The organism is Pseudacidovorax sp. 1753, from assembly GCF_040544975.1.
Lineage (GTDB): Bacteria > Pseudomonadota > Gammaproteobacteria > Burkholderiales > Burkholderiaceae_C > Xenophilus.
The window spans coordinates 1-12394 of the sequence record NZ_JBEPKY010000043.1; the positions used below are offsets into that span (position 1 = coordinate 1).

General features: G+C 59.8%; 15 protein-coding genes. 7 read left to right on the forward strand and 8 right to left on the reverse strand.

Annotated elements, in window-relative coordinates:
• Positions 1–605: 605 nt before the first annotated feature.
• Positions 606–1880: a type II toxin-antitoxin system HipA family toxin gene (locus tag ABIC63_RS29510; protein WP_354322407.1), complete on the reverse strand. Its 1275-nt coding sequence runs from the start codon at positions 1878–1880 to the stop codon at positions 606–608.
• Between the two features lie 84 nt (positions 1881–1964).
• Positions 1965–2354, reverse strand: coding sequence for a helix-turn-helix domain-containing protein (locus ABIC63_RS29515; RefSeq protein ID WP_354322408.1), 390 nt, complete (start codon positions 2352–2354; stop codon positions 1965–1967).
• A 384-nt stretch (positions 2355–2738) separates the two neighbouring features.
• Here ABIC63_RS29515 and ABIC63_RS29520 point away from each other — a divergent pair, with 384 nt between their 5' ends.
• Together ABIC63_RS29520 and ABIC63_RS29525 are read left to right on the forward strand one after the other, a co-directional pair.
• Positions 2739–2999, forward strand: coding sequence for a hypothetical protein (locus ABIC63_RS29520; protein WP_354322409.1), 261 nt, complete (start codon positions 2739–2741; stop codon positions 2997–2999).
• Between the two features lie 48 nt (positions 3000–3047).
• Positions 3048–3248 carry a Mu transposase domain-containing protein gene (locus ABIC63_RS29525; RefSeq protein WP_354322410.1) on the forward strand — a complete coding sequence of 67 codons (201 nt, stop codon included), beginning with the start codon at positions 3048–3050 and terminating at the stop codon, positions 3246–3248.
• Here the strand turns inward: ABIC63_RS29525 and ABIC63_RS29530 are convergent.
• From ABIC63_RS29530 to ABIC63_RS29545, 4 genes are all read right to left on the reverse strand, one after another.
• Positions 3226–3711: a DUF2441 domain-containing protein gene (locus tag ABIC63_RS29530; RefSeq protein ID WP_354322411.1), complete on the reverse strand. Its 486-nt coding sequence runs from the start codon at positions 3709–3711 to the stop codon at positions 3226–3228. The two genes, ABIC63_RS29525 and ABIC63_RS29530, sit on opposite strands and share 23 nt — an antisense overlap.
• Positions 3712–3832: 121 nt before the next feature.
• A complete protein-coding gene (locus tag ABIC63_RS29535) occupies positions 3833–4027 on the reverse strand; it encodes a DNA methyltransferase (RefSeq protein ID WP_354322412.1) in 195 nt (64 codons plus the stop codon).
• Positions 4028–4174: 147 nt separating this feature from the next.
• The gene (locus ABIC63_RS29540; protein WP_017759560.1) at positions 4175–4426 is read right to left on the reverse strand and encodes an SWIB/MDM2 domain-containing protein; all 252 of its coding nucleotides are present in this window, start codon (positions 4424–4426) and stop codon (positions 4175–4177) included.
• Between the two features lie 359 nt (positions 4427–4785).
• Positions 4786–5064, reverse strand: a complete 279-nt coding sequence (locus tag ABIC63_RS29545; RefSeq protein ID WP_354322413.1) for a helix-turn-helix domain-containing protein — start codon at positions 5062–5064, stop codon at positions 4786–4788.
• Positions 5065–5250: 186 nt separating this feature from the next.
• Here ABIC63_RS29545 and ABIC63_RS29550 point away from each other — a divergent pair, with 186 nt between their 5' ends.
• A complete protein-coding gene (locus ABIC63_RS29550) occupies positions 5251–5898 on the forward strand; it encodes a helix-turn-helix domain-containing protein (RefSeq protein ID WP_354322414.1) in 648 nt (215 codons plus the stop codon).
• A gap of 160 nt (positions 5899–6058) precedes the next feature.
• Here ABIC63_RS29550 and ABIC63_RS29555 read toward each other — a convergent pair whose 3' ends face one another.
• Both ABIC63_RS29555 and ABIC63_RS29560 read right to left on the reverse strand, forming a co-directional pair.
• Positions 6059–6361, reverse strand: coding sequence for a hypothetical protein (locus ABIC63_RS29555; protein WP_354322415.1), 303 nt, complete (start codon positions 6359–6361; stop codon positions 6059–6061).
• Positions 6358–6567: a transcriptional regulator gene (locus tag ABIC63_RS29560; protein WP_354322416.1), complete on the reverse strand. Its 210-nt coding sequence runs from the start codon at positions 6565–6567 to the stop codon at positions 6358–6360. Before ABIC63_RS29560 ends, ABIC63_RS29555 begins: the two co-directional genes overlap by 4 nt.
• A gap of 752 nt (positions 6568–7319) precedes the next feature.
• On the opposite strand from ABIC63_RS29560, the gene ABIC63_RS29565 reads away from it, so the two are divergent.
• From ABIC63_RS29565 to ABIC63_RS29580, 4 genes are all read left to right on the forward strand, one after another.
• Positions 7320–7706 carry a hypothetical protein gene (locus tag ABIC63_RS29565; protein ID WP_354322417.1) on the forward strand — a complete coding sequence of 129 codons (387 nt, stop codon included), beginning with the start codon at positions 7320–7322 and terminating at the stop codon, positions 7704–7706.
• A 511-nt stretch (positions 7707–8217) separates the two neighbouring features.
• Positions 8218–11163: a two-partner secretion domain-containing protein gene (locus ABIC63_RS29570; RefSeq protein WP_354322418.1), complete on the forward strand. Its 2946-nt coding sequence runs from the start codon at positions 8218–8220 to the stop codon at positions 11161–11163.
• Between the two features lie 8 nt (positions 11164–11171).
• The gene (locus ABIC63_RS29575; protein WP_354322419.1) at positions 11172–11573 is read left to right on the forward strand and encodes a hypothetical protein; all 402 of its coding nucleotides are present in this window, start codon (positions 11172–11174) and stop codon (positions 11571–11573) included.
• Between the two features lie 414 nt (positions 11574–11987).
• Positions 11988–12394, forward strand: a 407-nt coding sequence (locus tag ABIC63_RS29580) for a transposase (protein WP_354322420.1), incomplete at its 3' end; no start/stop codon positions are given.

Here is a 12394-nt window from a genome sequence, read left to right on the forward strand (position 1 = left end):
GCTGTCCGTGCAGGAGGTCATCGCCGCGCTGATCGCCCATTCGCTCGACAACCGCCCTGCATGCGGCTGAGAACGGGATTGTTCAGGGCGGACTAGGTAACAAGGTTGTTGAGCTTCGACCTGGCGACGCTTTGACCTTTGACGCCAATGTGCTCCACGGGATCGAGGCCCTACAAGTGGGGCCGGCGTCGTTCTTGTCTCTGGCGTTTTCATAGGAAGGGTTGGGCTGCTACTGGCTGCACCATCACCACCGTAATCGATAGCAGCAGCGCTCTGGCAATCCATCCACCTTCGCCGGGCTAGGCTTCGGCGAGGTATGCGCGCTGACGAAGAGATGCGGTGCTGGCGAATGACAGTGATGTGACTGAGACCATAGGCATGCCGCAGACGGGACCTTGGAGTAGAGCGCCTAAGCGTCTGGCCGTTTTAAGCCGGGCAGACTTTCAAGATGGGCGGACTGGACGCTCACCCAGAAGGTCACGCAGGGCGCGGCGACTTGAGCGCGGCGCTGGTGAACGCGGTGGAAAAAAGACGTGGATTGTTGCTGCCGGAGCCAACCAGTTAAGAGCTGGCAGCTAACAGCTCCGCGTTGCATGCGCGCAGGGTCAAGGGAGCCGTTTTCTGAGTTCAGGGCTCGCGACGTCTTCGATGCGGCGAAACGCGGGTGCAACGGCTTCCGCGTCTTTTTCGGCCACTCCGTATTGTTCGAAATACACGCGCCATTGCCTGGTGCAGCGGGCGATGCGAGATATGACCTCACAGGCGTCGCGCTCGGACAAATTGAACGCTTCTTTGTGGGACAACGCGTTGTCCAGGGTTGCTGCCCGCCCCTGAGCGCCGATGCCTAAATGCAGCTGCCGCTCGAAAGCAACGCTCGGCCGCGGCATCACGTCGTACAGCGGACTCAAGCGCCATCCTCCGATGTGAGCGTCCCAGACGAATCCGTGGTTGCGCAAATGGTCGTCGTCATTGCTCACCAAGATGTTGTAGACCATCCGACCAAAGAGCTCGCGGTTGTTGTCGCGAACAACCGAGACGTGGCAGTATCGACGGATGGCGCGCGCCAGGTCCGCGTAGCTCTTGGTCATGGACTCAGTTTCATCACACGCCAGCAAAGTCAGGCCACTGACGAAGGCAAGCCGCTTTTCGATGCGGCCGGCGCCTGGAGCGGTCTGCATCAGGTGCTCCATGACGGCAGGCTCGCCGGGCGCTACCCAGTAGCGGTCGAATCGCCGTATGAGCATCACTTGACGAGTGCCCACCTCGATGACCTTCACGGGTGGCACCGTCAGCCCGCATTCGGAAGCGAGCCGAAGTGTCGCCGCCTCGATTCCTGGAACGTTCAGAGGGTCATTGCGGCTTGCGAACTTCGCAAGCCAGAAAACGCCTTGTTCGTCTGAAACTGAGGCTTTGGGTCGTGCTCCGCCCAGCGCAGTACCACCAGCGAAAATTGCCTCCAGCCGTGCCGGCACCGGCTCCCCGGACTCGATACGTTCGGCTGCATCCATCAGGTACTGCAGGCTGTGCCAGTCTGCGACTCCCCCGGAGGGCGGGTCCTGAATGGAAGCGCGCACGTCCAAGGCGCCAACTCGATTACTTCCGGCATGTAGAAGGTAGACGGATTCTGGCAGGCTGTTGGCCGGAACTTTCAACTTGGCCTCAATGACGCGCCGACCCCAAGCGTCCGGTGCCGCGTCACGGATGCCTCCGAATTGGGGCAAGCCGTTAGGCGGATTGAGCACGACCGCTTTCAATGCCTCCTTGTCTTGTAACGAAAGGCTGACAGGGTCCACCTCTAGAGCGTTGGATCGCTCCAGGTAGCGCCGGCCATAGGCGAACTCGGACGCTTGGACCTGCGCTCCGTCTTCAGTGAGCGTCAAGAGGCCCGCGGGTGCCCACTGGCCGTCCAAGTGAGCGAAGACGACGCGCTTGTTCTGTTGGGCTGCCACAACCGCCTGAGCCGATTAGAAGTCCAGCTCTCGGGCCTCTTGCTTCGTCATCGCGCGCACGCGAGTGGTCTTCTCACGTGCCTCCAGCGCTTTGAGAGAGGCGTCGCGCTGCATAAGCACATCCACAAGGCTCAGACCTGGTGCAATAGCGTCCACGTACCGCAGCACTTGGCCAATCGCGATGCCCGGGTCACCTTTTTCGAGCCGATAGGCCGTGTTCCGCGACATGCCGGCCCGAACGGCTGCCTCTTCCTGCCGCACTCGACGCGCGACCCGAAGCCGCGAAACAGCAGAGCCAAGCTCCTGAGCTGCTCTAAGTTGCTTATCTGAAAGAGGAGTGGTTTGGTCAACACGCATGATTGATAAATCGAGCTCAAACAAGTTACGACTCGATTTGTCGAGCATTCTGCTCTATGAGTCATGCCCTGTCAAGGGTGAGATCGATAAATCGAACGTTATCTTCATAGTGTTCGATTTATGGTGCTGGGGAGGAGGGGGTGCCGAGAGGCACTCAGCGAACAGACGCGAGAGGGACGCCCAACTCGAACTAAGGATGCTTAGGAAAAGCTGGGCAGGCAAGCCTGATCGAGGCGGAGTTCGCTCAGACAGAGCCTCCCGCGTATTTCGGCCCATCGTGACCGCCCGTTCCGGGATCGTGACCGATTAGTCCGGAGCCGTGACCGGCGAGGTCTGGGGGAATGAAAGGGTAGCGTATGACTGCCCCGCGGAGCCATAGGCCGCCGTCCTTTAGCCGGAGCGCCGATGGCACCGCCAACAATGGGCATACGCATGATCAAGGATGTACTGCGACTGAAGCTGCACGGCGGGCTGTCGCATGAAGCAATCGACCGGAGCCTGTCGGCTTCAAAGGGCGTGGTGGCGATGTACGTGGCGCTGGCCGGCGCTGTGAGCCTGAACCGCTGGGAGGCCGTCGAACCGCTGGGTCAGGCCGAGCTGAAAAGGCGGTTGTTCGGCACCTCGGCCGAGCAGCACCGCGTGGCCAAGCCCGACTTCGCCAGCGTGCTCGTCGAGTTGCGCGCAAGGGCGTGACGCTGACGCTGCTGTGGGAGGAATACCGCGCCGCCCACACGCGCGAGCTTGTTCGCCGCCATCGACACCCCGGCGCTGCGGCCGCCGCCCAGGCCGCCGTGGACCTGGGCGCTCTGGCAAGCGGTGACAGTGCACATCGACTTCCACGTCGAGGTCGAGGGCCACCGCTACAGCGTGGCCGCCGGACGGGTACGATTCAACGACCGCAAAGGAATTACTAGCAACGTTACGGCGTCGGTGGCCAGCTGATGCGCCGAACCACTCGCAGGCCGCCGGCCGTCAGCAGCTCCTTCACCCCCAGTCCTCTTCCAGACCAGTACACGTCGCTAGCGTCATCGACCTTCTGCAAGAACAGGTCACCCTGCGCCGCGGTGTAGCACCTCGAAATCAGATCAAAGTCGCCGACGTGCTGCGGGGCGTCAGGGTCAGCCAGCTCAACCTCGTAGAGCACGTCCAACGTCGCCATTCGCCCACGAGCCGCCGCAGCCGCCTCTCGGTCAGGGAATGCAAAACAACTCCGCAGTCGACTCGGCAGGTTCGGGAAGCACCGCACGCGCTTCTCTTCGAACGCGAGCTCGGTCGCAAGCCTCCAACCATTGCCGACATTGGTTTGATCATGGGGGTACAGACGAAGAATGCGGCCGTAGTTGCCAGGCTCGATGACACTGTCGGGCGCCAGGTACGCACTGGTGGCGTGGAAGAGTGTGGCCATGCTTCGTTTGTACCGGCGGGCGACTACGGAGGCATCAGGCCAAATGGCAGATGCGCATCTTTGCGTCTACCCGCTCAGAACAGCTTGGCCAGTTCCGCTTCGCGGTCCCAGCTGTTGATGATCAGATCAGCTCCTGCCGCTCGGCTCGGTTCGCCCCGCCGCCCACCGTGCAGTCGACGACCAGGCTCTCCATCTGGAACCCGTCGAGGGCGCGGCGGATGTCGGGGTGGTCGTTGATCGAGACGATCGTCTTGCCCTTGATCTTCCGGAGCTTGACCGCTATCAGCCCGCACTGCTCCCGGAAAAGGGACGCCATAGCCCTCGGTGCCAGTACGGCGGGTCTAGGTAGTCACGCCGTCATCGGCGGCAAAAAAAAGGACCTGCCAGCGCAGATCCTCAAGAGGCTTGGAGTACCTCGCCCGGCTTCCAAGGGGTGGTCAGATGGCAGCCGAGCGATGAGATATTAGCTCAGGTGCTTCCCGACGAGGCCGGTCATCTCGAACATCGTGACTTCATCCTTTCCCATCACCGCTTTGAGCTTGGCATCGCACAGGATGTTGCGCTTGTTGGCGGGGTTCTGCAGATTGTTCGCCTTGATGTAGTCCCAGATCAACTTGGTGACCTGGGTGCGCGGCTGCGGCTGCGAGCCGATGATGGCCGCCAGTTCTGCGCTGGGGGTCATGGGACGTGCGAAGCCGCTCTTCGGTTCTGCCATTGGATTCCTTTGGAAAAGTCGAGAGTCTACGGAAGCCTGGGCCGCTGACCTCGCGAGCGTTCCTTGTGCAGCGTGCGATGAAGCCTGCCCAGGGGAAAAATTCATGGGCTCCAGTTCGTCGGCGCGACCGGGGAGCGGTCTCGCGAAGGTCTCGATGTCTGTGCATAGACCCCACCGCGCTGTCGGGCGCGGTCGTTGTAGGCAGTCTGGCGCCCTCTACGGCGAAATGCGAAGTTGCTCAATGGACTCTGCCGGGCTGGGACCTGCACGTGTCAGTGATGGGTGCGGACGAGGCAGCCTTCAGCATCGTCTCGGTAGCTGCTTGTCACCTCTGCGAGCGCGAGGCCTTGCCGCGCGCGTCACTCCGAGGCACGCCTCGTGGATGCGCGGAGTTCCTTCTTGTAGCGAATCAGGGCACCTTGCAGAAGCTTGGATGCCTCTGTGCCAAGCGCTTCGGAAATGGCAACAAACACACTCACTGAACAATGGACACGAGCCAGCTCGATGCGAGCAACGGTCGTGCGATCAAGCTGCGCAGACGCTGCCAAGGCCTCTTGGCTCAGTGCCGCCTTCAGTCTCTGATGCCGTATTTCGTCGCCCAAGGCTCGAAGCAGCATGAGGTTCTCGGGCGGGCGCATGCCGGAATCATGCTGGCGATCTCTTGTACTTTCAGTGGAGACTATGCCACAATTAAATGTGGAGACTATGCTACATAAAAGGCTTGGCTCCATCTGTGGCGAGCCGTCCGATGGGCGATGCGTCTGCCTTTTTGGGTTTTAACTTGGCGCTGCATTGCTATGAGAAAGGCTGAACCCAACTCGCCCTTGCCCACTGGCAAAGTCGTTCGCATTCCGGCGGCGTGGTGCACGCCGCAAAAGGCTCCCGAGCAAGCGACCGGAGTGGTCCGCAGCAGTACGATCAGAGCGCTCGGCGGCGAGATCCGGGTGCTTCGCAAGGTGCGGCATTGGTCGGGCGGCGAGTTGGCGTCGCGCGCAGGCGTGTCGCGCTCTCTGCTATCTCGCATCGAGCGCGGGCTGGTTGCCGCCTCGATTGACACGATATCTCGCATCGCAGCCGCTCTGGACGTGCCGCTCCAGCGCTTCTTCGTGAAGCAGGGGGCTGCCCCCGCCGGTCTGTTCGTGCCTGCAGGGCAAGGGTTGGTCGTCGACCATCCTCGGTCCTCTTTGACCGGCCGTGAAGAGATGCTGGGACGCTTGTCAAATGGAGCGTTGGGCTTGACCGCGAACCTTGTTTCCCTCGGCGCAGACGACCAACCAACATTTATTCAGTCTTCGGCGCTACGCTGCATTTATGTTGTTAGGGGCAAGGCAACCCTGCGCTTTGGAGCACGCCGGGCCACCTTCAAGCAGGGAGACTCCCTGCTTCTGCACGCCAATCTGTCGCACGACATTGAGGCCGTGCTCGACCCTCCGTTCTGCTACCTTGCCGTAGACGTCGAATCAACGGCTTGAGTCGCTTGCCTGGCGCCCGCTGCGCAAGAGCCGGCTTCGCGGCATATCCGCCCGCCAGCCGTATTGCAAGTGCCTCGCTCTGCCGGTCGCGCGCATGGGCGGGGGCGGATGGCCAATGAGAACTCGGACCGCGCCTTGCTTCATGGGAGTGCGTCTCGGACTACTTCTTCAAGAAAAAGCCCACCAAGCCACCAAGGATCGCGGTAATGCATGACTGCAGCCACCGCTTGTCTGCGTCGTTGGAGGTGTGCCAGAGCGCGTAGCTCAGGGCCACCATGCTGAGCACGAGCAAGACCGCCAAGAACATGGCGAAGTAGAACGTGACGAGCTCCTTGTGCAGCCGCAGCCTCTTGTCGTCGGCATCCTCAAGAGGCTCGACAGTCGCCTTGTGCCGGCTGGGCACGTTGACCGATTCGCTCTGGACGCCGCTCAGGCCTTCTTCGAAGGAAACCGGCTTGGTCACAAGCCCACAAACTCGCGCTTGAGCTCGAGCGTTTTGGGGTCGGCAACGCCGACTGCGAGACCTTCTTTCCGGCCCTTGAAGGCCGCTGCGTAGAGTTGCAGCGCACGAGCTACCACATCACCTTTGGTGGTCTCACGCTCCTTGGCCAGCTCTTCGAGTTGCTTGCTCAGGTCGTCCGAAAGGACAACATTGAATCTTTGGGCCATCTGTTTCACTCCGTCGTGTGGATCATGTGCAATATTTGCACATCTTTTGCGCCTTTTCAAGGCGTGGATCCGGCGCCTCCGGACAACACACAGGCGGGCGCTCATTCACTCACGTTGTGGGAATGGGCCGCAGCGCCTCCCATCGGCGCCAACGGCAGTCCGGGCCATTGCGACCCTGCCACTGAACAGCCAGCGAAGCTTGGGGTCGGCCGCGTTGTCGCTTGCCTGCGGGACGCAGGCCAGGAGCGCGCGGATCAACAAGAGCTGCTCGCCATCCCCTGCAGCGCTGCAGCGGCGACCACCCTCGGTACGACGCCCGTTTCCGAGGGTGGTTGGGCTGCCGGAGTGGGCCCAGTGCCGGCATTGGGTTGCAGCTGACCGCCCAGTTGGCTGCCCAGCGCCAACTGGATGTCTCCTTTGCTTCACCGCGTATGGGGCGGGCGCACCGGGCCGCGGGCGCGACGGTGATGCGAGATGAAGGGAAGGCGGACAGCCGGTCGCCTGGGCCCTACTGAGCTCACTTAGACGGTCATCATGTCTGACTTGACGCTGCCATGGCGGGCGCAAAGCTTCAAAATTGTGCAAGCTGTCCAGTTGAAATGATTATTAAGAAATTGAGGACGGAAAAATGCTGAGAAAATGATACACCTCTGGTTTGCCAACTATCGCACTTAGCAAGCATACGTCCTCCCAGATCGAGGTCCGCGTCGATACGCGAAGTCCGTCTCAATAAAGTCGAAGTTAAGAAAATGATGACTCTGAAAACCGAGCCCGGCATACCTAAATCAGTGAAATTGTTCGCATGGCTTCTGATTGCTGCGGGGAGCTTTTTCTTTTACGTCTACACCTTCAATCCCGGAATTATTTTTCCCGCCTCGGATTTGAATACCTATTCAGCGAAGCTAGGATTCGGAAGTACCGGGGTCAGAATTTTGGGCGCTGTACTTGCTCTTTTGATTTCTGTGCTCGCCAACAACTCGCGATGGTTGTTTATTACGCTTGTTTGTAGGATTTTTGTTGAAGCGGGTGACATCGCGGTAGGCTATGTTTTGGATGGAGTGACGAAGAACACGTATGCATTGATTATTTTGGTGGGCTTCGAAGTGTGGGCTGTGGTCAAAATTTGGAAAGCAAAATAGAGCTTTCCGATGCAGTTGCCTCGGGTTAAACGGTCCGTGGTGTGGGACCGGTTGATTGACCCGGTGACCTTTCGAATCAGCTGAAGACCCAAAGTTAGTTTCTGCCGGCCGACGTCGTTCGCCTGACTAGGCAGGGGATGAATTCACGGCTATTGGCTAACACAACGGAACGCACTGCCTGATACCACGGCCTAACTGTGCCCCTCCCAGCCTTGGGCCCCTCCGTGTTAAGGGCTTCGCAGGATGGCGATTTTGGTGGTTCTGCCTCTCCTGCATTTGAGCGCAGCTTTGAGCCCTTTCAAGGCCCTCGCGACCCGCAGGTGTATTGAATTTGAGATTGGATGATTGGCAGGCGCTTTCCAGAGGTGAGGCAAGATTCTTAACAATTCGCTCGTCGAACGTAGATTAAACAGTTCTGTGAAATAGTTCCCTATTGATTGGCAATGGCCCACGAGAGAATTCTTCGTGAATTTTCTCAGGGGAAAGGGTGTCCGGCGAGGCACCCGGATCAATGAACAGGAATCTCCATAGGATCGTCTTCAACGCCGTGCGCGCTCAGCGCATGGTGGTTCAGGAAACGGCAACGAGCACCGGCAAGGGCCGCAACGGCGCGTCGGGTGGCGCAAGAGGAACGCAGCCACCCTGGTTGCTCTGCCAGATCGTCGCGGCTTCGATTCTCACCCTCGGCGGACCCCTGACCGTAGCGCAGGCGCAGATCGTGCCGAACCCTTTGGCACTGCCCTCGCAACGTCCCCAGACATTGGTGGCGCCCAACGGGGTGCCCTTGGTCAACATCACCACGCCATCGGCCGGGGGTGTCAGCGTCAACCACTACAGCCAGTTCGATGTCGGTGCGCCGGGTGCCATCCTCAACAACAGCCGCACGCCCGTGCAAAGTCAGCTTGGCGGCTATATCCAGGGCAACCCCTGGCTCGCCACGGGGCCGGCGCGCGTCATCGTCAACCAGGTCGCCAGCAGCAACCCGAGCTACCTCAACGGCTACATCGAAGTCGCCGGCCAGCGGGCCGAAGTCATCATCGCCAACCCCAGCGGCATCAGCGTCAATGGCGGCGGCTTCATCAATGCCTCGCGCGTCACGCTGACCACGGGCACCCCGCAGTACGGCCTGGGCGGCTCGCTGGACGGCTATGTGGTCAATGGAACAGGCGGCGAGATTGCCAGCAACGGCGCACTGTCCGTCAATCTCACCGGAGCCTTCAACCAGGACGGTGGCACGACCAGCGCCACCGCGATCAGCATCGACGCCGGCAGCCTGAGCAACAAGGCCGGCCAGATCGTGCAGACCGGCACCGGCGCGACGCACATCGGCGTCAGCGGTGCGCTCGACAACACGAATGGGGCCATCGCGAGCAATGGGCAGACGGCAGTGACGGCCGGCACGCTGACCAACGGCGGCGGCCAGATCCGCACGGCTGGCAGCGCAAGCCTGAGCCTCACCACCACCGGCCTGCTGGACAACAGCCACCAGGGCATGATCGCCGCAGGCGGCAATACCACCGTCACCGCGGGCAGCCTGGACAACGACACCGGCAGGATCACCGCGGTCCAGGACCTGGGGGCCTCCGTCGCAGGCGCGGCCAGCAACCAGGGCGGCACCCTGGCCGCCAACGGCAACACCACCGTCACCGCAGCAAGCCTGAACAACAGCGGCGGCAACGACCCGACCCTCAAGGATCGCATCGACTGGCAGCAGGTGGAGGAGCTGCACAAGCAGTGGCAGGAGGACCATCAGGGGCTGACCAAGGAAGGCGGAATCATCGTGACGGCGGTGGTCACATGGCTGACCTGGGGAGCGGCCAGCGGGGTTGGCGCAACTGCTGGCAATGCGGCGGCAGTTGGTGCGGGAGAGGGCGTTGCCCTGGCGGGTGGTGGCACCTTCCTGAGCGCCACAGGTGCCACCATCTCCAGCGTGGTGAGCGGAGCGGTTGCAGCAGGCATCTCCGCGCTGGCTTCGCAGGCAGCGGTGAGCCTGATCAACAACCAGTTTGATCTGAGCAAGACCTTCAAGGATCTAGGGTCGAGCAGCAGCGTGCATTCGCTTGTAACGGCGATCCTGACGGGCGGGGCGCTGGCGGGGTTGAACATGAACCCGACGGGCATGGCCACGGCCGGCAGTGGCGCCCAGAGCTTCGCCACGCAACTGGGGCAGAACCTGCAAGCAGGAGCCATTCGGGCAGTCATTGACACGGCAGTCAATGGGGGCAGCCTACAGGACCGGCTCACTAGCGGCTTCATTAACGCTTTGGTCAACACCGGGGCGGCACAGGCGGCCAATTGGATCGGCAACAACACAGAGCTCAATAGCTTTGCCAGCTACGCATCGCACACGATTGCCGGCTGCATCGGCGGCGCGGCCAAAGCTGGCAACGGCGGCGGCTGCGAAGCGGGCGCCATCGGAGCGGCATTGGGCGAGGCGGCTGCTATCTTCTACAACAGCGGTCGCGAACCCCTAGACATCCTGATGAACGGCCCGAGTCCAGGCACGACCGAGTTTGCAGGCATGGTGGGCACGCTGGGCGCAGCCCTGGCAGGAGCAGATGCACCCCAGCTCAATGTGGCGAACTGGGCCAGCCAGAATGCGGCCGCTAACAACTTTGAACTGAGCCTGATGAGGACAGCAGCCTTAGCCTGCGTCCGAGCACCTGCGTGCATAGGTCCCGTGTTAACGGCAACCGGGTTGGCAAGCCGTGGGGTGACGCCTGAGCAGGTACAGGCCGCGTTCGATAACGGTGCCCAAGACCTCCAGAGGCAGTACGGTATCAGTCCAGGCGTGTCGCAGAGCATGTTTGCGGCAAGTCTACTGACCTATGGCTTTGCACAGGGGCTGATCAACTTGATGACAGCCCCGCCTCCCAGCGGGACCACGGCAGCAGGCGGCGGATATGGGGCGGGCAGTCAACCTCAACAGCAGACAAATACGGGCGGCAATCAGCTCGTACAGCCGGCCCCGGGAAGTCAGACGATCGGGGGGAATCAAATCACGGATCCGCAGGACGGTAATGCCGCGGGCGGATATGGCGCAGGCAACACCATCCCAGACATTGACATACTTACCGGTAGCAACGCCAACCCGCTACCGCCTGCCGCGGGCGTAAATGTCTACGCCGTTCCTCCAAGCATTCTCGATCCAACAGGAAAACTTCCTCCGGGAATCGGAGGTAGCGGCACACCGATTCCCATGCCCCCTTCGTCTGACCCAAATGCGACTGCAGAAAAGTTTGCGACGGACGCTTTCAATGGTAAGACGCCCACTAGCGTTACCCCTATAGGAAATGGGTGGTTAGCCAAACTTCCAGATGGAACGTCTGTGCTATACAGACCTGCTGGGCAGGCGACGAAAACTGATCCGACGACAGCCTCGGTAGACATTAATAGTTCAGGAATTAGAGATATTAATAATGGACAGCCTGCTAAATTTAAATTTCCTAAGCTATGATTGATTGTTTGAAAGATTCTGACGTTTGGATTGCCTGCCAGCAATCATTAATATATTGTTGCCTTGAAAATTCTTCGGCGGTGGAATTCCTCCCAAAAATATTTGGTGGTCAATATGGAGAAAATTCAAGAAAATGGGAAGACTACGTTCGGACGTTCATATATCAATCTCTGAAAAAAGATTTACTAGAAGTAGTTCAAGATTACGGACTAATATCGGATATTAGTGCAGATGGCTTGTATAAAGCGTACAGCTGCGCCTCATTGGGAAACGAGGAGATTTGGATGGGAATACAATTCAGTGGCACGTCGCGTCTTATCGCCGTATTGCGGTTGAATGATTCTATATCCTGGGAAAAAGTTAGATCAACCAAGGAAATTAAAGATCTTAAAGATTTATTTTTTGAGTGAGATTTTGAAATGTTGCGTGAAATCTAAAAAATCCTGATAGATGGCGAGCTATTCCTCGAAAATAGCTGATCATGACCAGTCAAACTCCATTGCATACTGGTTCGCGCGGGAAGAAGACTCGTATCGCTGTGCAATACGATTAAACACATGCCTCATTGAATTAAGTAAATTAGTGGCCTTTTTGATTACTGGACGGCTAACGAATATTAAAAATTTGAACGATGCTCGACCGCTGCGACAGATTAATCAATTATGCTAAATAGGCATCTGCCAGTTTCGGCGGCTACCTAGTCCGCCCTGAACAACCCGTAAGCCGTTGATCTTGCGTGAAGTTTGTCAGCCGGGCGGGCGCGGGATTTGCAAGGTATAGGCATCAGCAGATGCTGTTTCTTGCAAATTCCTCCGAGGAGTCCGATGGGCCCGAAGCCTTCGCAGCCACAGACGGCCGAGCTGTTCCGTCCAAGGCTGGACGAGCAGATCAACATGAAGCACCCGCTGGTCAAGCTGGCTGCGCTGATCGACTGGGCCGAGATCGAGCGCACGTTCGCGGTCTCGTTCACCTCCGGGCGTGGCCGCCCTGCCTTGCCATCGCGCCTGATCGCCGGCCTGCTGTACCTGCAGCACACCTTCGATGCTTCTGACGAAGCCGTGGTCAACACCTGGGTCGAGAACCCCTACTGGCAGTTCTTCTGCGGTGAAACCTACCTGCAGACCGAACTGCCCATTGATCCGTCCAGCCTCACGCGCTGGCGCCAGCGCGTGGGGGAAGAAGGCATCGAAGCGCTGCTGGCAGCCAGCATCGACGCCGCCCGGCGTGGCGG

Excerpts from the sequence above, each read along its gene's own strand:
- ABIC63_RS29515 (WP_354322408.1), bottom strand. The coding sequence starts at position 2,354 with ATGCTCGACAAATCGAGTCGTAACTTGTTTGAGCTCGATTTATCAATC.
- ABIC63_RS29520 (WP_354322409.1), top strand. The coding sequence starts at position 2,739 with ATGATCAAGGATGTACTGCGACTGAAGCTGCACGGCGGGCTGTCGCAT.
- ABIC63_RS29530 (WP_354322411.1), bottom strand. The coding sequence starts at position 3,711 with ATGGCCACACTCTTCCACGCCACCAGTGCGTACCTGGCGCCCGACAGT.
- ABIC63_RS29535 (WP_354322412.1), bottom strand. The coding sequence starts at position 4,027 with ATGGCGTCCCTTTTCCGGGAGCAGTGCGGGCTGATAGCGGTCAAGCTC.
- ABIC63_RS29540 (WP_017759560.1), bottom strand. The coding sequence starts at position 4,426 with ATGGCAGAACCGAAGAGCGGCTTCGCACGTCCCATGACCCCCAGCGCA.
- ABIC63_RS29545 (WP_354322413.1), bottom strand. The coding sequence starts at position 5,064 with ATGCGCCCGCCCGAGAACCTCATGCTGCTTCGAGCCTTGGGCGACGAA.
- ABIC63_RS29560 (WP_354322416.1), bottom strand. The coding sequence starts at position 6,567 with ATGGCCCAAAGATTCAATGTTGTCCTTTCGGACGACCTGAGCAAGCAA.
- ABIC63_RS29565 (WP_354322417.1), top strand. The coding sequence starts at position 7,320 with ATGACTCTGAAAACCGAGCCCGGCATACCTAAATCAGTGAAATTGTTC.
- ABIC63_RS29570 (WP_354322418.1), top strand. The coding sequence starts at position 8,218 with ATGAACAGGAATCTCCATAGGATCGTCTTCAACGCCGTGCGCGCTCAG.